Annotated in this window: 17 protein-coding genes and 1 riboswitch; of the genes, 12 read left to right on the top strand and 5 right to left on the bottom strand. The window is 60.8% G+C overall.

Annotated features, from left to right (window positions below):
• Positions 1–71 precede the first annotated feature (71 nt).
• Positions 72–2,879, bottom strand: coding sequence for a valine--tRNA ligase (locus tag GJA_RS21255; RefSeq protein WP_038500680.1), 2,808 nt, complete (start codon positions 2,877–2,879; stop codon positions 72–74).
• A gap of 208 nt (positions 2,880–3,087) precedes the next feature.
• Complete coding sequence (locus GJA_RS21250) at positions 3,088–3,786, bottom strand: hypothetical protein (protein WP_038496273.1); 699 nt, start codon at positions 3,784–3,786, stop codon at positions 3,088–3,090.
• Between the two features lie 373 nt (positions 3,787–4,159).
• On the opposite strand from GJA_RS21250, the gene GJA_RS21245 reads away from it, so the two are divergent.
• The 12 genes from GJA_RS21245 to GJA_RS21190 all read left to right on the top strand — a co-directional run bounded on the left by GJA_RS21245 (position 4,160) and on the right by GJA_RS21190 (position 17,765).
• Positions 4,160–5,206 carry a porin gene (locus GJA_RS21245; RefSeq protein WP_038496270.1) on the top strand — a complete coding sequence of 349 codons (1,047 nt, stop codon included), beginning with the start codon at positions 4,160–4,162 and terminating at the stop codon, positions 5,204–5,206.
• An 80-nt stretch (positions 5,207–5,286) separates the two neighbouring features.
• Positions 5,287–5,399, top strand: a riboswitch (TPP riboswitch).
• Positions 5,400–5,486: 87 nt separating this feature from the next.
• Positions 5,487–7,400: a phosphomethylpyrimidine synthase ThiC gene (gene thiC, locus GJA_RS21240; protein WP_038496267.1), complete on the top strand. Its 1,914-nt coding sequence runs from the start codon at positions 5,487–5,489 to the stop codon at positions 7,398–7,400.
• Positions 7,401–7,416: 16 nt separating this feature from the next.
• Positions 7,417–7,620, top strand: coding sequence for a sulfur carrier protein ThiS (thiS, locus tag GJA_RS21235; protein WP_038496264.1), 204 nt, complete (start codon positions 7,417–7,419; stop codon positions 7,618–7,620).
• 15 nt (positions 7,621–7,635) lie between these two features.
• Positions 7,636–8,445: a thiazole synthase gene (locus tag GJA_RS21230; RefSeq protein ID WP_038500677.1), complete on the top strand. Its 810-nt coding sequence runs from the start codon at positions 7,636–7,638 to the stop codon at positions 8,443–8,445.
• A complete protein-coding gene (thiD, locus tag GJA_RS21225) occupies positions 8,442–9,227 on the top strand; it encodes a bifunctional hydroxymethylpyrimidine kinase/phosphomethylpyrimidine kinase (protein WP_038496261.1) in 786 nt (261 codons plus the stop codon). Before GJA_RS21230 ends, thiD begins: the two co-directional genes overlap by 4 nt.
• Positions 9,228–9,247: 20 nt before the next feature.
• Positions 9,248–9,859: a thiamine phosphate synthase gene (thiE, locus tag GJA_RS21220; RefSeq protein ID WP_038496258.1), complete on the top strand. Its 612-nt coding sequence runs from the start codon at positions 9,248–9,250 to the stop codon at positions 9,857–9,859.
• Positions 9,860–9,936: 77 nt separating this feature from the next.
• Complete coding sequence (locus tag GJA_RS21215; protein ID WP_038496254.1) at positions 9,937–10,572, top strand: ANTAR domain-containing response regulator; 636 nt, start codon at positions 9,937–9,939, stop codon at positions 10,570–10,572.
• Between the two features lie 67 nt (positions 10,573–10,639).
• On the top strand, positions 10,640–11,746 hold the full coding sequence (locus tag GJA_RS21210) for an S-(hydroxymethyl)glutathione dehydrogenase/class III alcohol dehydrogenase (protein WP_038496251.1): 1,107 nt from the start codon (positions 10,640–10,642) through the stop codon (positions 11,744–11,746).
• A 228-nt stretch (positions 11,747–11,974) separates the two neighbouring features.
• Positions 11,975–12,889, top strand: a complete 915-nt coding sequence (locus GJA_RS21205; RefSeq protein ID WP_038496248.1) for a hypothetical protein — start codon at positions 11,975–11,977, stop codon at positions 12,887–12,889.
• 150 nt (positions 12,890–13,039) lie between these two features.
• Entirely contained in the window at positions 13,040–14,608 is a 1,569-nt protein-coding gene (locus tag GJA_RS21200) for an MFS transporter (protein ID WP_051781209.1), read from the top strand.
• Between the two features lie 168 nt (positions 14,609–14,776).
• A complete protein-coding gene (locus tag GJA_RS21195) occupies positions 14,777–15,364 on the top strand; it encodes a PEP-CTERM sorting domain-containing protein (RefSeq protein WP_038496247.1) in 588 nt (195 codons plus the stop codon).
• A gap of 94 nt (positions 15,365–15,458) precedes the next feature.
• Positions 15,459–17,765, top strand: coding sequence for a UvrD-helicase domain-containing protein (locus tag GJA_RS21190; protein ID WP_038496245.1), 2,307 nt, complete (start codon positions 15,459–15,461; stop codon positions 17,763–17,765).
• A gap of 98 nt (positions 17,766–17,863) precedes the next feature.
• Here the strand turns inward: GJA_RS21190 and GJA_RS21185 are convergent, their stop codons facing one another.
• The 3 genes from GJA_RS21185 to GJA_RS21175 are packed head-to-tail and all read right to left on the bottom strand — an operon-like array spanning position 17,864 to position 20,065.
• Positions 17,864–18,652 (bottom strand): BPSS1780 family membrane protein, encoded by a 789-nt coding sequence (locus tag GJA_RS21185; protein ID WP_038496243.1) that lies wholly within the window; start codon positions 18,650–18,652, stop codon positions 17,864–17,866.
• Positions 18,652–19,608: a homoserine kinase gene (locus tag GJA_RS21180; protein WP_038496241.1), complete on the bottom strand. Its 957-nt coding sequence runs from the start codon at positions 19,606–19,608 to the stop codon at positions 18,652–18,654. The genes GJA_RS21185 and GJA_RS21180 overlap by 1 nt, the downstream gene beginning before the upstream one ends.
• A 49-nt stretch (positions 19,609–19,657) precedes the next feature.
• Positions 19,658–20,065: a DUF2782 domain-containing protein gene (locus GJA_RS21175; protein WP_038496239.1), complete on the bottom strand. Its 408-nt coding sequence runs from the start codon at positions 20,063–20,065 to the stop codon at positions 19,658–19,660.
• Positions 20,066–20,325 lie beyond the last annotated feature (260 nt).

Genomic DNA, 20,325 nt, shown 5'->3' with positions numbered 1-20,325 from the left:
GCTTTGTCTCCAATATTGATTTTATGATTGGGATGTTTCACAGGCGACACTTTACAAGCGCAGTGAAAGCCTTATGCGGGAGGTAGTTTAGCAAACTGTTCCCGCAATTTTTCAATTGTGGCCGAAAAACTGAGCAAGCGCTCGTTTTCTTGAGCAACAATTGCTGCAGGAGCCCGCGCGACAAAGCTTTCGTTGCCTAATTTGCCATTAACCTTGGCAATTTCAGCATCGATGCGGACGATTTCCTTGGACAGGCGCTCGCGTTCGGCGGCCACGTCGATTTCCACTTTCAGCATCAACTTGGTGGTGCCGACGATGGACACGGCGGCTGGCGATTCCGGCAAGGCGTCGACGATATTTACTTCCGACAATTTGCCGAGCGACTGGATGTACGGCGCAAAGCTGGCCAGCGCCGCCTTGTCGGCCGGATTCGCCGCTTCGACGATCAGCGGCACGCGCACCGATGGCGAAATCTGCATTTCGCCGCGCAAGTTACGGGTCGCGTCGGTCAATGCCTTCAATTGCTGCATCCACGCTTCGGCGCTTTCATCGATGCGCGCCGGGTTGGCGATCGGGTACTCTTGCACCATGATCGAATCGCCTTCGGGCTTGACGCTGCGGCCAGCCAGCGGCGCAACGGTTTGCCACAGCGCTTCGGTGACGAAAGGAATGATCGGATGCGCCAGGCGCAACACCACTTCCAGCACCCGCAACAGCGTGTGGCGGGTGGCGCGCTGCTGGCCTTCAGTGCCTTGCTGCACTTGTACCTTGGCGACTTCCAGGTACCAGTCGCAATATTCATCCCAGACGAATTTGTAGATGGCGGCGGCGATATTGTCGAAGCGGAAGTCTTCAAAACCCTTGGCGACATCCAGTTCGGCGCGTTGCAACAGCGAAATGATCCACTTGTCGGCTAAGGACAGGTCGGCTTCATTAGGAGTGCAATCCTTGCCTTCGGTATTCATCAAGACAAAGCGGGTCGCGTTCCACATCTTGTTGCAGAAGTTGCGATAGCCTTCGCAGCGGCCCAAATCGAAGTTGATGTTGCGGCCCAGCGAGGCGTAGCTGGCCATGGTGAAACGCACGGCGTCCGTGCCGTAGGCCGAAATGCCGTCCGGGAATTCCTTGCGGGTCGCCTTGGCGATTTTCTCGGCGTCGCGCGGGTTCATCAAGCCGGTGGTGCGCTTGGCCACCAGTTCTTCCAGGCCGATGCCGTCGATCAAGTCGATCGGGTCCAGCGTATTGCCTTTCGATTTAGACATTTTCTGGCCGCTGGAATCGCGCACCAAGCCATGCACATAGACCGTTTCAAACGGCACCTTGCCGGTGAAATGGGTGGTCATCATTACCATCCGGGCGACCCAGAAGAAGATGATGTCGAAACCGGTGACCAGCACCGACGATGGCAGGAAGGCCTTGATATCCGGCGTTTCTTCCGGCCAGCCCATGGTCGAGAACGGCACCAGCGCCGACGAGAACCAGGTGTCGAGCACGTCGTCGTCGCGTTTCAATTCGGCGGTAACACCGGCCGCCAGCGCCTTGGCCTTGGCTTCCGCCTCGGTCTTGGCGACGAAAATATTGCCGGCGTCATCGTACCAGGCCGGGATTTGATGGCCCCACCACAGTTGGCGCGAAATGCACCAGTCCTGGATATTGTTGAGCCACTGGTTGTAGGTGTTGCTCCAGTTTTCAGGAACGAACTTGATTTCGCCGCTGGCGACTTTTTCCAGCGCCGTTTCGGCGATCGATTTGCCCGGGAAGAAAGTGCCTTCCGGCGCCGGTTTGCTCATGGCGACAAACCATTGGTCGGTCAGCATCGGTTCGATCACCACGCCGGTTCGGTCGCCGCGCGGCACCATCAATTTGTGCGGCTTGACTTGTTCCAGCAAGCCGGCCGCGTCGAGGTCGGCGACGATTTTTTTGCGCGCGACAAAACGGTCCAGGCCGCGATACGCTGCCGGCGCGTCGTCGGTGATCCTGGCGTCCAGCGTCAGGATGCAGATTTTTTCCAGGTTGTGACGCTGGCCGACGGCGTAATCGTTGAAGTCGTGCGCCGGCGTGATTTTCACGCAGCCGGTGCCGAATTCCTTGTCGACATAGGCATCGGCGATGATCGGGATTTCACGGTCGGTCAACGGCAGTTTCAGCAGCTTGCCGACCAGCGGCAAATAACGCTCGTCGGTCGGATCGACCGCCACGGCGACGTCGCCCAGCATGGTTTCAGGACGGGTGGTGGCGACGGTCAGGAAGCCGCTGCCATCGGCCAGCGGGTACTTGATGTACCACATCGAGCCGTCTTCCTCTTCGGAAACCACTTCCAGGTCGGAAACGGCGGTGCCCAGCACCGGGTCCCAGTTGACCAGGCGTTTGCCGCGGTAGATCAAGCCTTGTTCGAACAGGCGCACGAACACGTCGGTGACGACTTTCGAGCGCGGCTCGTCCATCGTGAAGTATTCGCGCTTCCAGTCAGGGGACGTGCCCATGCGGCGCATCTGGCCGGTGATGGTGGAGCCGGATTTTTCTTTCCACTCCCATACTTTCTTGATGAATTCCTCGCGGCCCAGGTCATGGCGCGAAATCTTTTGCGCATCCAGCTGGCGCTCCACCACGATCTGGGTGGCGATGCCGGCGTGGTCGGTGCCGGGTATCCAGGCCGTGTTGTGGCCCAGCATGCGGTGATAACGGGTCAAGCCATCCATGATGGTTTGATTAAAAGCGTGGCCCATATGCAAGGTGCCGGTCACGTTCGGCGGCGGCAACTGAATGCTGAAGGAAGGTTTGCCGGCGTCGAGTGTGGCGCTAAAGTAAGCACGCTGCTCCCACTCGCTACGCCAGAATTGTTCAATGTCGGCAGGCTCGAAAGACTTGGCTAATTCCATGATATTGGGCTGTAATTTGCGAAAAGAATCATTATAAGGGACTGCATAAACCATGCGCAGGAAAAGTCCGGCCAACTTCGGCATAAACCTGGGCACATTTTGAGAAATGTTGCTATATCGTATTTTCTTTAAAACCAATGCCTGTGCGCTGGCGCAGGTGTGGCATTTCATGGCGGTTTTTTCAGACTGGTCGGCGATGGCCGGCGTTTCATTTTCCGAGCAGCGCCAGCGTTTGCTGCCATTGCTCGCGCCATGGGGACAAAAAATCGTGCGCATTGAAGGTTCTTTTCAGGTGCGCTATCGGTACCCGGTACACATCGTTCAATCCCAGCGCCAGCGTGACCGGATTCCACAGCGCCTTGTGCTTCGACTTCCTGGCGCTGCCCTTGACCCGCGCGCCGTCATCGCCAAAGATGGCGGCGCCGCCGGCCAGCGCCTGTTCCAGGTCGATTTTCAGCAGGCTGGCAAACGCCAGCACTACCTGCTCCTTGCTGATGCCATCCTGCGATTCCCTGGCCGCTTCAGGTGCGACCGGCGCGGCCTCGCGCTTCAGTCTGGCCGCCAGCTTTTCCAGGTCTTTTTTCAAGAAACGCAGTTCGTGCAGCGCGCGCCTGAAGCCTGGCGGCGGCAGTTGCGCGACGATTTTATAGGCGTCCTTGGTGATCGTGATCAGCACATCGTCGCTGCCGGCGGCCAGCCGCCGGATGTCGCCCTCGAAGAAAATCGGCGCCGCGTAACCGCCGTTCGCCTCGCCGAACAAATCCGGACAGGCTGCGTCGTAATCGAGCCACACATAGGGTGTCAAGCCGTTTTCCAGCAAGCGCGGCAAACCCCACGGCGTGGCGGTTTGCCGGGCCAGCCAGTCGCAAGCCTGGGCCGTGCTGGCCCGAAAAAGTAGTTCGGTCATGTTGTTTTTCTTTCATATTCCAGGCGCATATTAATACCCAGTACAAATATTGTCATAAAGAACTGCTTTTTTGGTATTGCCACTGTTACAATCATGCCTTGTATGTAACTAATAGTTTTTTTGGTTGCGTGCAATCTCAGTGGCCGACAGTTTGGCGGCCGCTGATTATCGCGGAAGTACGCAGCCCCTTCATCCGGCGCACCGCTGCTCCGCGTGGAACAGGCTTGACTCTGGCTAGCCCACCGTTGCCATTATGGCCCTGCAGAGCATGGCGCGATTGTGATCGCCCATTCCCTTGGCTTGCCGTGGCCGCCGGCTTTTGTCGATCCTGAGTCAGCTTATTTTGAGATCAGTATCAGTCATAGGGAAATATATGAGAAAAATCTGTTTTGCGCTCGCCGCAATCGCGTCCTCCCATGCCTTGGCCCAGCAGCAGCCGTCGTCGTCGCTGATGTACGGCGTGCTCGATATGGCGCTGGTGGCTGAACGCGGCGGCGCCAGCGGGCCGATCAACAAGCTGACCAGCGGCGGCGCTTACGGATCGCGTATCGGCTGGCGCGGCACGGAGGCGCTGGGCGATCAGTTGCAGGCGGTGTTTACGCTGGAAGCGGGCGTGCAAAGCGATACCGGCCGTTCCGACCAGGCCGGCCAGTTGTTCGGGCGCCAGGCTTTTGTCGGCCTGGACAGCCGCTACGGCATGCTGAGCGCGGGGCGTCAATACAATCTGCAAAACCAGGCGATCAGCGATGTCGCCGATCCGTTCGAGGCTGGCATGGCCGGTTCGGCGACCAATCTGGTGGGATATACCTCGGCCCGTATCGACCATACAGTACGCTATACCTCGCCGGAAATGCACGGCTTGACACTGATCGCGATGCTGGGCCTGGCGGAGCAGGACGGCCGGCGCTCGCTCGGCTTGTCCGCAGGCTATGTGCGCGGTCCGCTGACCTTGCGGCTGGCGCGCCAAAGCCTGGCCGCGCGCACCGACGGCGCGGCGAACGCCAACAATACTATCCTGGCCGGCAACTACAATTTCCGCGTGCTGAGCGCCTATGCATCGTATGGCCGCAATACCGGCGCAGGCAGTTCGCCGTTCCTGAATCCGGATAATCCGTATGGCGCGGCGCTGGCGCCTGCGTCATCGAGCGACAGCCGCGACCTGCTGCTGGGCGTCGCCGTGCCATGGGGGCGCACCACCGTGCTGCTGTCGTTTATCGGCAAGGACGACCGCGATCCCGCCAACCGCGACGCGCAGCAACTGGCGCTCGGCGCGATGTACTCCTTGTCGAAGCGCAGCACGCTGTATGCCGCGTATGCGCAGATACGCAACCACAACGGCGCCCCTTACACGGTCGGCAACTCCACCGAGGCCGGCAGCGGCAACCGCGCGCTGAACCTCGGCCTGCGCCACACTTTCTGACGCCGCCGCCAGGGCCATCGGATGCGGCGCTTGTAGCCGCGCCGCCGACAGGCGTATAATCGTCTCCGCTGCCGCAAGGCGGCAAACGCTAGGGGTCCTGCACATCGCTGAAATATCGGCGCTGCGCGGGTGAGAAATACCCTCCGAACCTGATCTGGATAATGCCAGCGAAGGGAAGCTTTAGGTCGCGCCGCACATGCTTATCTTGTGCCGGCCCGACCGAACCTCCTTAGCTGGCTCCAGGCTGGATACAAGCCAAAAGCCAAGCCAAGGAGCCAAAATGAACGCCCATCCGACATTCCTGTCCGCCACCGCCACGGTGGATCAAGCCGCGATCGCGCCGCTGCCCAATTCACGCAAGATTTATGTCGAGGGCAGCCGTCCCGACATCCGCGTGCCGATGCGCCAAATCAGCCAGTCCGATACCGAAGCGTCGTTCGGCGGCGAGAAAAATCCGCCCATCTATGTCTACGACACCTCCGGTCCGTACACCGATCCGGAGGTGGTGATCGATATCCGTTCCGGCCTGGCCACGCCGCGCCTGCCGTGGATAGCAGAACGCGGCGATACCGAGGAATTGCCCGGCCCGACTTCCGAGTACGGCATCGCCCGGCTGGCCGACCCGAAGCTGGCCGAGCTGCGCTTCAACCTGCACCGCAAGCCGCGCCGCGCCATCGCCGGCAAGAATGTCACGCAGATGCACTATGCGCGCCAGGGCATCATCACGCCGGAAATGGAGTTTGTCGCGATCCGCGAAAACATGCGCCGCCGCGAATACCTGCAAGAGTTGAAGGATTCCGGGCCGATGGGCCAGCGCCTGGCCGACCTGATGGGCCGCCAGCATCCGGGCCAGTCGTTCGGCGCCAGCATCCCGGCCGAGATCACGCCCGAATTCGTGCGCGAGGAAATCGCCCGCGGCCGCGCCATCATCCCGGCCAACATCAATCACCCGGAAGTCGAGCCGATGATCATCGGCCGCAATTTCCTGGTCAAGATCAATGCCAATATCGGCAATTCGGCGGTCACTTCGTCGATCGGCGAAGAAGTCGAAAAGATGACCTGGGCGATACGCTGGGGCGGCGACAATGTGATGGACCTGTCGACCGGCAAGCATATCCACGAAACCCGCGAATGGATCATCCGCAACAGCCCGGTGCCGATCGGCACGGTGCCGATTTACCAGGCGCTGGAAAAGGTCAACGGCAAGGCGGAAGACCTGACCTGGGAGATTTTCCGCGACACCTTGATCGAGCAGGCCGAGCAGGGCGTCGACTATTTCACCATCCATGCCGGCGTATTGCTGCGCTATGTGCCGATGACGGCCAGGCGCCTGACCGGCATCGTCTCGCGCGGCGGTTCGATCATGGCCAAGTGGTGCCTGGCGCATCACCAGGAATCGTTCCTGTACACGCACTTCGAGGAAATCTGCGAAATCATGAAAGCGTATGACGTGTCGTTCAGCCTCGGCGACGGCTTGCGTCCCGGCTCGATCTACGACGCCAACGACGAAGCGCAACTGGGCGAATTGAAAACCCTGGGCGAACTGACCCAGATCGCCTGGAAACACGACGTGCAAGTGATGATCGAAGGCCCGGGCCACGTGCCGATGCAGCTGATCAAGGAGAATATGGATGTGCAGCTGGAGCAGTGCGGCGAGGCGCCGTTTTACACGCTGGGGCCGCTGACCACCGATATCGCGCCCGGCTACGACCACATCACGTCGGGCATCGGCGCGGCGATGATCGGCTGGTACGGCACGGCGATGCTGTGCTACGTGACGCCGAAGGAACACCTGGGCTTGCCGAACAAGGCCGACGTCAAGGACGGCATCATCACGTATAAAATCGCGGCGCATGCGGCCGACCTGGCGAAAGGCCATCCGGGCGCGCAAATCCGCGACAACGCCTTGTCCAAGGCGCGCTTCGAATTCCGCTGGGACGACCAGTTCAATATCGGCCTCGATCCGGACAAGGCGCGCGAATTCCACGACGAGACGCTGCCCAAGGATTCGGCCAAGGTGGCCCATTTCTGCTCGATGTGCGGGCCGCATTTCTGTTCGATGAAGATCACCCAGGAAGTGCGCGAATACGCGGCCGGCATCGGCCTTTCCGACGCTGCGGCGCTGCAGCAGGGGATGCAGGTGAAGGCCATCGAATTTGTCAAGAACGGCGCCGAACTGTATCGCAAGCTGTGACGCCGGAGGCATCCGAATGATAGAGATCGTCTTGAACGGCGAGCGGCGCCAGGTGCCGCCGCAACATACTTTGCATGACTTGATGACGGCGCTGGCGCTGGAAAACCAGGCGCTGGCGCTGGCCGTCAACCGCAGCGTGGCGCCGCGCCATACGTGGCCGGCCAGGATCTTGCAGGCGCAAGACCAGGTGGAAATCGTGCGCGCCATCGGCGGCGGCTAATGGAGGAAGATGAAAATGAATATCGACATGCTCAACACGGAAACCAGGCGCGATGGATTGGTCATCGCCGGTAAACACTACGGCTCGCGGCTGCTGGTCGGCAGCGGCAAATACCGCGACCTGGAACAAACCCGCGAGGCCACCGACGCGGCCGAAGCGGAAATCATCACGGTGGCGATCCGCCGCGTCAATATCGGCCAGGACCCGAATACGCCCAGCTTGCTGGACGTGCTGCCGCCGGAGCGCTATACGATCTTGCCGAACACCGCCGGCTGCTACAACGCCAGGGATGCGGTCTACACGCTGCAACTGGCGCGCGAGCTGTTAGGCGGCCGTAATCTGGTAAAACTGGAAGTGCTGGGCGATGAAAAGACGCTGTTCCCGCACATGCCGGAAACCCTGGCCGCGGCCGAGGCGCTGGTCAAGGACGGCTTCGACGTGATGGTGTATTGCAGCGACGACCCGATCCAGGCCCGGATCCTGGAGCAGATCGGCTGCGTGGCGGTGATGCCGCTGGCGTCGCTGATCGGTTCCGGCATGGGCATCCTGAATCCGTGGAACCTGTCGCTGATCATCGAACAGGCCAAGGTGCCGGTGCTGGTCGACGCCGGCGTCGGCACCGCGTCGGATGCGGCGATCGCGATGGAGCTGGGCTGCGACGGCGTGCTGATGAATACCGCGATCGCCGGCGCGCGCGATCCGGTGCGCATGGCGCGGGCGATGAAGCTGGCGGTGCAGGCCGGCCGCGAAGCATTCTTGGCCGGCCGCATGGCCAGGCGTTTCGCCGCGTCGCCCTCGTCGCCGATGGCGGGCCGCGCCACATGAGCGTGGCAGCGACAGCCGGCCCGGCCTGCGTGCTGGTGTTTGCCGGCGCCGATCCTTCGGGCGGCGCCGGCATCGCCGCCGACATCCTGGCGATCGCCGCGCAGGGCGCTCACGCGCTGCCGGTGATCACCGCGCTGACGGTGCAGGACAACGACCGGGTGTTCGGCGTAACGCCGGTCGATGGCGAGCTGGTGCGGCGCCAGGCGCAGGCGCTGATCGACAAGATCGTCATCAAGGCGGTCAAGATCGGCATCCCCGGCAGCGCCGCCAATGGGCGCGTGATCGCCGGCCTGATCGGGCAGTTGCGCCGGGTACAGCCGGAGTTGCCGGTGGTGCTGGACCCGGTGCTGGCCAGCGGCCATGGCGATCTGCTGTCGCGCGACGATGCGGCGGCGGCCTTGGCGCCGCTGCTGCCGCTGGTCACGCTGATCGTGCCGAACCAGCCGGAAGCGTCGCGCCTGACCGGCGAGACAGAGCCGCAGCGGCAGGCGGTGGCGTTGATGGCGCGCGGCTGCCGGCATGTGCTGATCACCGGCGGCCACGACAGCGGCGCCGATGTGCTCAATCGCTGGACCGCGCCCGGCCAGGCGCATGACTGGCGCTGGCCGCGGCTGGCCGGTGAATTCCACGGCAGCGGCTGCACGCTGGCGGCGGCCGTCGCGGCCCGGCTGGCGCAGGGCGACGGCATGGCGCGGGCGCTCGGCGCGGCCCAGGCTTATTGCCACCAGGCGCTGGTGCAGGCCTATCCGGTGGCGCCCGGCCAGTGGATGCCGCGCCGATAATCACACTAAAGGAATAATCCATGCGTGGACTGTATCTGGTCACCCCGAACTGGGACGACACTGAAAAACTGCTGGCGACCACCGAGCAGGCGCTGCGCGCCGGTATCGGCTTGCTGCAATACCGTCATAAAAACGCCGATGCCGCGCTGCGGCGCGAGCAGGCCGGCGCCCTGCTGGCCCTGTGCCGACGCTACGCCTGTCCGCTGGTGATCAATGATTTCGCCGAACTGTGCCGGGAACTGGACGCCGACGGTCTGCATGTCGGCGGCACCGACGCGCCGGTGGCCGCGATGCGCGTCTTGCTGGGGCCGGACAAGATCGTCGGCGCCTCCTGTTATGGCGACCTGGGGCTGGCGCGCGCGGCAGAACGGGCCGGCGCCAGTTATGTCGCCTTCGGCGGTTTTTATCCGTCGCTGGTCAAGCAATACCCGGTCACCACGCCGCCCGATATCGTGGCGGAAGCCAAGCGCGCGATCAAACTGCCTTGCGTGGTGATAGGCGGTATGACGCCGGACAACGCCGCGCCGCTGGTGGCGCGCGGCGCCGATATGGCGGCGGCCATCAGCAGTATCTACCTGGCGGCCGACCCGGCGGCGGCGGTGCGCCGCTTCAATGCACTTTTCACACCATAATCTGCGTGCGCGCTGGGTGCGGCGGCTGGATCGGCTTATAATGTATAGGTCAATATTTGCCCAAGGTACATGTTCCTATGAGTCTGCCAGCCGCTGCCAAACGAGTTATCCAGATCGTCGACGACGACCAATTGCTGTTGGAATTCCTGGGCGAAGTCTTGCGCCACGCCGGGTATGAAACGCTGCTGGCGTCGTCGGCCGAGGAAGCCCTGCAACAAATCGCCGTGCGCGAGCCCGACCTGGCCCTGCTCGACATCCACATGCCCGGCATGTCGGGCCTGGAACTGGCCAAGCGCCTGAACGCCGAAACCGCCGTACCCTTCATGTTCTTGTCCGGCAGCGGCGATAGCGAGTCGGGCAAGCAGGCCGCCGCGTATGGCGCGGTCGGCTACGTCGTCAAGCCGGTCGATGAAGGCCGCTTGATGCCGGCGTTCGAAGCCGGCCTGGCGCGCGCCGATGAAATCCGCCAGTTGCGGCGCACCGAATTGAACTTGAACGCGGCGCTGGCCGCCGGGCGCGAAACCAGCCTGGCCGTCGGCCTGCTGATGGGGAAATTCCAGACCGACCGCAACACCGCCTTCGAGGTGCTGCGCGACCATGCGCGCTCCAGCCGCCGCAAGATCAATGAAATCGCCAACCAGCTGCTGACGGCGGAAGAAACGCTGAACAGCCTGCACGGCGCATTCAACAGCCGCATCAGCAAGCCGAAGTAAGACCGGCAAGCAGTCACCATCGACCTGCCGGCGCTTGCCGGCAAGTCCTTTTTTCACAGGATAAAACATGAAAACCAAAGCAGCCATCGCCTGGAGGGCGGGACAAGCGCTGACCATCGAGGAAGTCGACCTGGCCGGCCCGCGCGAGGGCGAGGTACTGGTCGAGATCAAGGCCACCGGCATTTGCCATACCGACTATTACACTTTATCGGGCGCCGACCCGGAAGGCATTTTCCCGTCTATCCTGGGCCATGAAGGCGCCGGTATCGTGGTCGATGTCGGCCCGGGCGTCAAAAGCCTGAAAAAAGACGATCACGTGATTCCGCTGTACACGCCGGAATGCCGCCAGTGCAAATTCTGCCTGTCGCAAAAAACCAATCTGTGCCAGTCTATCCGTTCGACCCAGGGCCGCGGCCTGATGCCGGATGCGACCAGCCGTTTCTCGATCGACGGCCAGCCGATTTTCCACTACATGGGCACGTCGACGTTCTCCAACTACATCGTGGTGCCGGAAATCGCGCTGGCGAAAATCCGCGAAGACGCGCCATTCGACAAGGTTTGCTACATCGGCTGCGGCGTCACCACCGGCGTCGGCGCGGTGCTGTTCACCGCCAAGGTCGAGGCGGGCGCCAACGTGGTGGTGTTCGGTCTGGGCGGCATCGGCCTGAACGTGATCCAGGCCGCCCGGATGGTCGGCGCGGATAAAATCATCGGCGTCGACATCAACCCGGCGCGCCAGGACATGGCGCGCAAGTTCGGCATGACCCATTTTATCAATCCGAACCAAGTCGAGAATGTGGTCGATGCCATCGTCCAGCTGACCGACGGCGGCGCCGACTACAGCTTCGAGTGCATCGGCAACACCACCACCATGCGCCAGTCGCTGGAGTGCTGCCACAAGGGCTGGGGCCAGGCTATCATCATCGGCGTGGCGGCGGCCGGCCAGGAAATCTCGACCCGGCCATTCCAGCTGGTCACCGGCCGGGTCTGGAAAGGTTCCGCGTTCGGCGGCGCGCGCGGCCGCACCGACGTGCCGAAGATCGTCGACTGGTATATGGAAGGCAAGCTCAATATCGACGACTTGATCACCCATCGCCTGGCGCTGGAAGACATCAACCAGGGCTTCGACCTGATGAAGAGCGGCGAATCGATACGTTCGGTGGTGCTGTACTGATTTCCCGATTCCGCGATCGTTCGTATCGTGGCCGGCGGCGGGTGCTGGGCGCGGGTTCAACCCGGCTCCACCCGCCGTTGTCATTTACGGACGCGTTTGCGCTCCATCCCCCGGCTTGACTGCCTACCCCGTCAAACATGCCGTTTGTCGCATTCCGCTGGAGACCCGCGGCCATGATCGCTACAGTGGGCAGATACCCACACCGGCTTCATTCGATAAGGAGTTTCCATGCCCGACCTGGATCAGACAGCGCGCTGCAGCCTCGTATTGGCCCCGTTATTGCTGGGGCTATGCGCCATCGTCATGTCCGGCGCAGAGGCGCTGGCTTTTCCGGTGCAGCCGCCGGCGCCGCCCGCGCCGCCGGCCAAACCGGTCAGCCGCAGCGACAATATCACCCTCTTTAGCGGCAGCGACGAGGACGCCTATGCGCTGGTGCAACCCGGCCAGGGCCGGGTGTCGATGTCGGGGCAGGGCCGCTATATGAATGAGGTCGACAGGCTGAAGCGTTCGGTGAAGGGGGAGTTCCTGTGGTTCCGCCAGGATGGAAAAAGTTATCTGATCCAGGATGCCGCCTTGCTGGCACGGGTCGGCGAGGCCTGGAAACCGCTCGACAAACTGAGCGCCGAGATGGATGTGCTGAGTGCGAGGATGGATGCGTACGGCAAGGCGATGGATGGGATGGGCAAAAGAATGGACGACCCGGCGCGGGCCGACGGCAAGCAAGCGTCGGCGCCCGAGCTGCGCCAGCAGCAGAAGCAATTGCGCGACTTGAGCCGCCAGCAGCGCGACTTGAACCGCGACATTGCGCTGGCAGTGCGTCAGCTGAAGGCCGCCAGCGGCGATAAACGGCAAGCCGCCGAAGAGGAAGTGGAGCGATTGCAAGACCAGCTGGAAGCGGTACAAGAGCAGACTGAACAATTGCAGGACAAGGCAGCCGATCGCTTCGATGCGGCCGCGGACAACAGCAAGGCGCTGGGCGGCCAGATGACGAATATTGGCAAGCCGATCAAGGAACTCGGCAAGCAAATGAGCGCGCTGGGCAAGGAACAGCAGCGCGTCAGCCGCGATGCCGACAAGGCGGTGCGCAAGCTGATCAGGGAAGCGATCGATAACGGCAAGGCAGTGCCGGCAGCGTCAAGGTGAGGCCGGCTCAACGGGACAGGGTGTTTTGAATCTGGTTATTAATGTATTTCTGTTAATTCTTGATTTGACTGCCGGGTATTGTGAGCGGTCACCGGCGCCGCGCTCGGGGAAGTGCGCTATGCTGTGACACTCAATAGGGGAGTGCCCACGATGACGGCCCGGACCACGACAGCAGCGCATGCAACTTCCCTGTGCACAGTGGCCGCGCGCCCGTGGGTGCTGGCCGCCACGATACTCGCATCGGGCATGGTGTTTATCGACGGCACGGTGGTGAATGTCGCGTTGCCCGCGTTGCAGCAGGAATTCAAGGCCAGCGCCAGCGCGGTGCAATGGGTGGTCGAATCGTACGCATTGTTCCTGGCCGCACTGTTGCTGGTAGGCGGCACCGCCGGCGACCGTTATGGCCGGCGCCGCGTGTTTATCCTGGGCGTGCTGGTGTTTGCCGCCGCCTCGGTCTGGTGCGGCCTGACCGGCAGCGTGGGCCAGTTGATTGTGGCCCGCGCCGTGCAGGGCATCGGCGGCGCCTTGCTGGTGCCGGGCAGCCTGGCCTTGATCAGCGCATCGTTTCCAGAACACCAGCGCGGCAAGGCGATTGGCACCTGGTCGGGTTATACGGCCATCACGGCCGCGATCGGGCCGGTGCTGGGCGGTTTCCTGATCGAGCATTTTTCGTGGCGCTGGGCCTTCCTGATTAATATTCCGCTGGCGCTGCTGATCTTGCCGCTGGCCTGGCGCTACGTGCCGGAAAGCCGCGATCCGCATGCGCCCGCCAGCCTCGACTGGCTGGGGGCGCTGCTGGCCAGCGCCGGGCTGGCTTGCCTGGTGTACGGCTTGATCGCCTCGTCGAACCAGGGCTGGGGCAATGCCGGCGTGCTGGCCGCCTTGGGCGGCGCGCTGGTGTTGCTGATCGCCTTTGTGGTGCTGGAATTGCGCCACCCGGCGCCGATGCTGCCGATGAATCTGTTTCGTTCGCGCGATTTCAGCGGCGCCAATCTGCTGACCTTGCTGCTGTATGCGGCGCTTGGCGGCGGGCTGTATTTCTTTCCTCTTAACTTGATCCAGGTGCAGGGATATTCGGCGCTGGCCGCCGGCGCCGCGCTGTTGCCGTTTGTCTTGCTGATGTTTTTGCTGTCGCGCTGGAGCGGCGGCCTGGTCGACCGTTACGGCGCCAAGGGACCGCTGGTGATCGGCCCGGCGATTGCCGCACTCGGTTTCGCCGCATTCGCGCTGCCTGGCATCGGCGGCAGTTACTGGGTCACGTATTTCCCGGCGGTATTGATACTGGGTTTCGGCATGTCGGTCGCGGTCGCGCCGCTGACCACCACGGTGATGAATGCGCTCGACGCCAGCCTGGCCGGCGTCGCGTCCGGCGTCAACAATGCCGTGTCGCGCGCGGCGGCCCTGCTGGCGATCGCGGTGTTCGGCATCGTCATGACGCTGGTGTTCAATGGCGCATTGAATAGCCGCCTGAACACGGTCGCGGCGCAGCCGGCGGCGATCGAACAGGTACGGGCGCAGCGGGCACGGCTGGCGGCCATCGAATTGCCGGCACACAGTAGCGCCGAGGAGGCGGCCGCATTGAAACAGGCGATCCAGCAATCGTATGTCGCCGGTTTTCGTTGGGTGATGTGGCTCTCGGCCGGACTGGCGCTGGCCAGCGCGCTGTGCGCGTGGCTCTTGATCGGTAATGAACCTGCATCCACAGAATCCGATCAATAGACATGAAAACGCCAGATCGTTTTATGCATGCTGGATACAAGAAGAAATAATGTATTTCCCATTTCGACGCATGAAAGTTAATTGAAATTTATTAATTTTTTTTGCTATAAATGAAGTTGCATAATATTTATTTATGCTTTATTTATATATCTATCGAAGAAGGAGTATATGAAATTTGTTTCTGTTATCAGCGCATTGGCCACCTTGCTTTATGTCGGCTCCGCCCAGGCGACTGTCGTCAATATCAGTGCCTTATGGGGCCAGAATCCGATGATGACCGCTGGCCATGACGCCTCTCAAGTCGGGGTCGGGACGATATTGCATCTCGATGCGGGAGAATACCGGGTCACGCCGGTCGATCAGACTTTCGAAGGTGCACGCTTTACCGCCGCCAGCCGCTTTGGTAATTACAATTACGAGTGGAGTATGTATATCTCGATTGACGGCGCGCCTGGCGTGAAATATGGTTATGGCGAAGGGTGGGCGACGTCGACCGACTGGCGATATTGGTCCACGCCGGCACAAGCGTTCGCCGCAGCTCCACAGCCCTTCAGTTTTACGCTGAACAAAGCGACGGATGTTAAATTCTATTGGATTGATAATTACTTTTCCGATAATGTCGGCGGTATTTCTTTTAACGTTTCCGCAGTGCCGGAACCTGACAGCACTGCATTATTGCTGGCTGGTTTGAGCGTGATAGTGTGTGCTGGATTACGCCGCAAGGCGCTTCAGTTGCCGGATCATAAAGCAGGCTGAGCGTTGGGATTGATGTGACGGTGATCCTGCTTTAGCCCGACCAGCAGCATCAATACAAGCGTGGAGGCTGGCCTCATCCCGGTATAATCACGGGATGCAAAATCTTCTTCACAACCTTAATACCGAACAATACGCCGCCGTCACGCTGCCGGCCCAGCATGCGCTGATCCTGGCGGGCGCCGGTTCCGGCAAGACCCGCGTGCTGACCACCCGCATCGCGTGGCTGATCCAGACCAACCAGGTGTCGTCGGCCGGCATCCTGGCCGTGACGTTTACCAACAAAGCGGCGAAGGAAATGCTGACGCGCTTGTCCGCGATGCTGCCGATTAATACGCGCGGCATGTGGATCGGCACCTTCCACGGGCTGTGTAACCGTTTGCTGCGCACGCATCACCGCGACGCCGCGTTGCCGCAAACCTTCCAGATTCTGGATTCGCAGGATCAGTTGTCGGTGATTAAGCGCTTGTTGAAAGCAAATAATATCGACGATGAAAAATTCCCGGCCAAGACCGTGATGTATTTCATCAATAACGCCAAGGACCAGGGCTTGCGCGCGACCGCCGTCGAAGCCTACGATGCGCATGAACGCAAACTGGTCGAGCTGTATCAGCTATATGACGACCAGTGCCAGCGCGAAGGCGTGGTCGATTTCGCCGAACTGTTGTTGCGCACCTTTGAATTGCTGAGCCGTAACCAGCCGCTGCGCGAACATTACCAGGCGCGTTTCCGCCACATCCTGGTCGACGAGTTCCAGGATACCAATAATCTGCAATACAACTGGCTGAAATTGCTGGCCGGCCATGAAAGCCGCGATGGCGGCGCCTTGTTCGCCGTCGGCGACGACGACCAGAGCATCTATGCCTTCCGTGGCGCCAACGTCGGCAACATGAGTTCCTTCGAGCATGAGTTCAAGGTACAGAATTTGATCAAGCTGGAGCAAAATTACCGCTCGCATGGCCATATCCTCGATAGCGCCAACATGCTGATTTCGAATAACAGCAAGCGCCTCGGCAAGAATTTGCGTACCGACGCCGGGCACGGCGAACTGGTGCGTGTCTATGAAGCCAGTTCCGACCTGCAAGAAGCGCAATGGATCATCGAAGAGTCGAAGAGCCTGATCGCCGAAGGCGCGTCGCGCAGCGAAATCGCGATCCTGTACCGCTCGAACGCGCAATCGCGGGTGATCGAGCATGCACTGTTTTCGGCCGGCATTCCGTATCACGTGTATGGCGGCCAGCGCTACTTCCAGCGCGCCGAGGTCAAGCACGCGATTGCGTATTTGCAATTGATGGATAACCCGCACAACGATTCCGCTTTCTTGCGCGTGGTGAATTTCCCGACCCGGGGCATCGGCGCCCGCTCGATCGAGCAATTGCAGGCGGCGTCCGAGCAATACGGTATATCGCTGTACGCGGCGGTGCCGTATGTGGCCGGCAAGGCGGGGTCGTCGCTGAACAGCTTCGTCAAATTGATCGAAGGCGTGCGTTTTGAAACGCAGCAGCTGACCTTGCCGGAAATGGTGCGGGTAGTGCTGGAAGCCAGTACCTTGCTGCAGCATTACCAGCACGAAAAAGAAGGCGCCGACCGCATCGAAAACTTGGAGCAAATGGTCAACGCGGCGACCCAGTTCGTGTCCGAAGAAGGTTTTGGTCAAGGTTCGCCGGCGTATATGGGACCGGCCAGCCAGGCGCAAGCCGGCGCGGCGCTGGTGAACCAGGACGGCATCGAAATCTTCGACGCCGATGCGCCATTGCCGGTCATCATGTCGCCCCTGTCCGCCTTCTTGTCGCATGCGTCGCTCGAAGCGGGCGACAACCAGGCCCAGGCGGGGCAAGAGGCCTTGCAAATGATGACGGTGCACTCGGCCAAGGGCCTGGAATTCGACAACGTCTTTATTACCGGGCTGGAAGAAGGCTTGTTCCCGCACGAAAGCAGCTCCAAGGAAGAGGGCGGCGTCGAAGAAGAGCGGCGCCTGATGTATGTGGCGATCACGCGGGCGCGCCGGCGCCTGTACATGAGCTTCTCGCAAACCCGCATGTTGCACGGCCAAACCCGCTATAACATGAAGTCGCGCTTTTTCGATGAATTGCCGGATGAGTCGCTGAAGTGGCTGTCGCCGAAAGTACAGGCGAACTGGTTCGGCAACAAGAAATCCGCGTGGGACGATGCGCCCTTGCACAGCGCCGGTTCCGACAATGCGATTGCGCAAAAGATCGCGCTCAAGTCCAGCGGTCCGGGCTGGCGCATCGGCGAATCGGTGGTCCACGCCAAGTTCGGCGAAGGCGTGATCGTTAATATCGAAGGGAGCGGCGGCAATGCCCGGGCGCAAATTAACTTTGGCCACCACGGCATGAAAGTGCTGGATTTGGGGATTGCCAAGCTGGAGCGGCTGGGGCGCTGAGCATATTGCGCTGTTGCGGGTTGGCCGGATTACGTGCCGCGCACGAATCCGACCTACTTTGCTGAATAAAAAATGCCGGCATATCAGCCGGCATTTTTTTATGCGGTCGGCGTTTTATCCAGCGATACCGGCGTCGCTTGCGGCGCGCCGAAGATGTGGCGGTAGCTGGCGTAGAACGAGCAATGCATGATCACGGTCAGTATCATCGATACCGGCATCATCAGTTGCATCGCCATCTGGGTGCGTCCGACTATGCCGAACAGCAATTGGCTGGTCGTCACGCTGATGCCCAACCATACCGCGGCAAACACCAGGAACGCGGTTTTCGAGCGCCATACGGCAAAGAAGCTGAAAAACAGCGCCTTGCCGAGACTCAGTTGTTTCCAGTAAATCAGCGGCGCGGCAAAACAAAAGCCCATCACGGCCGGGATGTATAGCGCAATCATGACCAGCAGGGCCATGCCCATGTTCGAACCGCGGATGATGTCGGTCGCATTGTCCGGATTGATCTGGCCAGTCACAAATTGCCAGAGCACGCCGCCGTCGATCAGCGCCGACACGCCGATCGCGAACAGGAACATGGCGATGTACAAGCCGCCCAAGCCCAGCAGCACCGACACGGCCGGTTTGCGGAAGCCGCTGGCCAGCAAATTCGGCAAGATGCGCTTGCCTTGTTCTATCGTCAGGCAGCCTTGCAGGAAGGCGACGGAAAAGACCGGCACCAGGATTACGGTCAGCAACTGGCCCAATACGGGGATGAAGTTGACTGCGAGCATGCACAACATATAACCCAAAAACAGGGTGGTCAGGCCGCCGGGTTGTTTGCAAAACAGGCCGAAGCCTTGTTTCACCCATAACCAGCCTGAAACTGCAGGTAATTTTTCCATCAGAATAAAGCCGGAGCGGCGTTGGTAATGCGTTCGCGCAAAATGCGCTCAAAATGGGTCGGGTCGTGCGGCGTCAGCATTTCAGCGGCGCGCGGCTGGTAAAAGTCATACAGGCGCGACAGCCAGAAACGCAAGGCCGCACCGCGCAGCATCGGCTGCCACGCGGTTTGTTCCACCGGCGTGAACGGACGCACCGCGTGGTAAGCCCGCAGCAGCGCGGCCACGCGGTCAACGTCCAGCACGCCGCTGTCGAGGTTGATGCACCAGTCGTTGACGGTGACGGCGACGTCGAACAGCCAGGTGTCGCAACCGGCAAAATAAAAATCGAAGAAACCGGTCAGGTGTTCGCCGTCGAACATGACGTTATTGCGGAACAGGTCGGCATGCACCGGGCCGCGCGCCAAGGCGCGGTAGGTGGCGCTGGCGGCAAACGCGTCCTGGAAATGCATTTCGGCGCGCAACAGACTGGCGTTGCTGTCCGATAAGAACGGCAAGACTTGCGGCGTGGTGGCATTCCACCAATCTAGTGCGCGCAAGTTTGGCTGTTGCAGCGGAAAATCTTGCGCCGCCAAATGCATCTTCGCCAGCATCGCACCGACCGCCGCGCAATGCACCGGCTGCGGTTCCATTTGCGAACGGCCTTCGAGCTTGCTGACGATGGCGGCCGGTTTGCCGTGCAAAGCGACTATCAGCTCGCCATCCGCGTTCGGAATCGGCGCCGGCACCAGCACGTCGCGGTCCGCCAGGTGGCGCATCAGCTTGAGGTAAAACGGCAATTGTTCGAAGCTCAGGTTTTCAAAGATCGTGAGCACGAATTCGCCGCGCTCGGTCGTCAGGAAAAAATTGCTGTTCTCGATGCCGGAAGCGATGCCTTTGATCGCCAGCGGCTTGCCAAGAGGGAATTGCGTGATCCACTGGCCGACGTCATCCAGGTTAACCGGGGTAAAAACTGCCATGAGAGAAAAAATAAGTCAGTAAAAAGGGAAAACGGCGGTGCCGGCGGAGTTATTTTGCCGGAGGCGGCGGCTCGGGCGTATTGTCGGCGGCCTCTTCTTCTTTTTGTTTCTGTTTTTTCTTGCCCAGGTCAAATTCCAGGATTTGCCATTGCGCGCCGCGGTTGCCGCTGCTGGTGGCGTCGCCCGGAACGGAGGTGCCGGCTGCGGTGCTCGGTTTCAAATAATACGTGCTGCCGCCGGTGCTGACTTTGACTTCGCTGACCTTGCCTTGTTCACGCTTTTCAGTGATTTTCTGTTCGGTGGGCTTGCTGGTCACGGTCACGGCAGGGTCGCCGGCGTCTTCGATCTGTTCCAGCTTGGGCGGCGCGTCGCTCGGCCGTTGCTGTGCGCCGGCCGAGGCAGTATAAACCAGCAGGGACAAACCGAGAATGTGCCAGATTGTGGATGTGCGCATCATGATGGTATCGCTTCCGTAGAAACGCGGTGAAAACCACGTTGTAAACCGCAATGAATTTTATCTATGGGGCATTGTAACAAACTGACACGGCAAGCTGTTTAATTGCTTTGAATATCTAGAGAAGATGTTAAATAGGCTATATTTGACCTTGCTTTGAGGAAAATGGACGAACTTGGCTCCGGGCGCCTGGCCATGGGTGTTTTGTCAGGCGCTCTTAGAGCCTATCCCAGTAGATGAATACGTCCCCTGCTGGCGCCCCT

It is taken from the genome of Janthinobacterium agaricidamnosum NBRC 102515 = DSM 9628, assembly GCF_000723165.1.
GTDB lineage: Bacteria > Pseudomonadota > Gammaproteobacteria > Burkholderiales > Burkholderiaceae_D > Janthinobacterium > Janthinobacterium agaricidamnosum.
The sequence above is the reverse complement of the archived record's forward strand: the minus strand, read 5'-3'. Positions and strand labels throughout refer to the sequence as shown.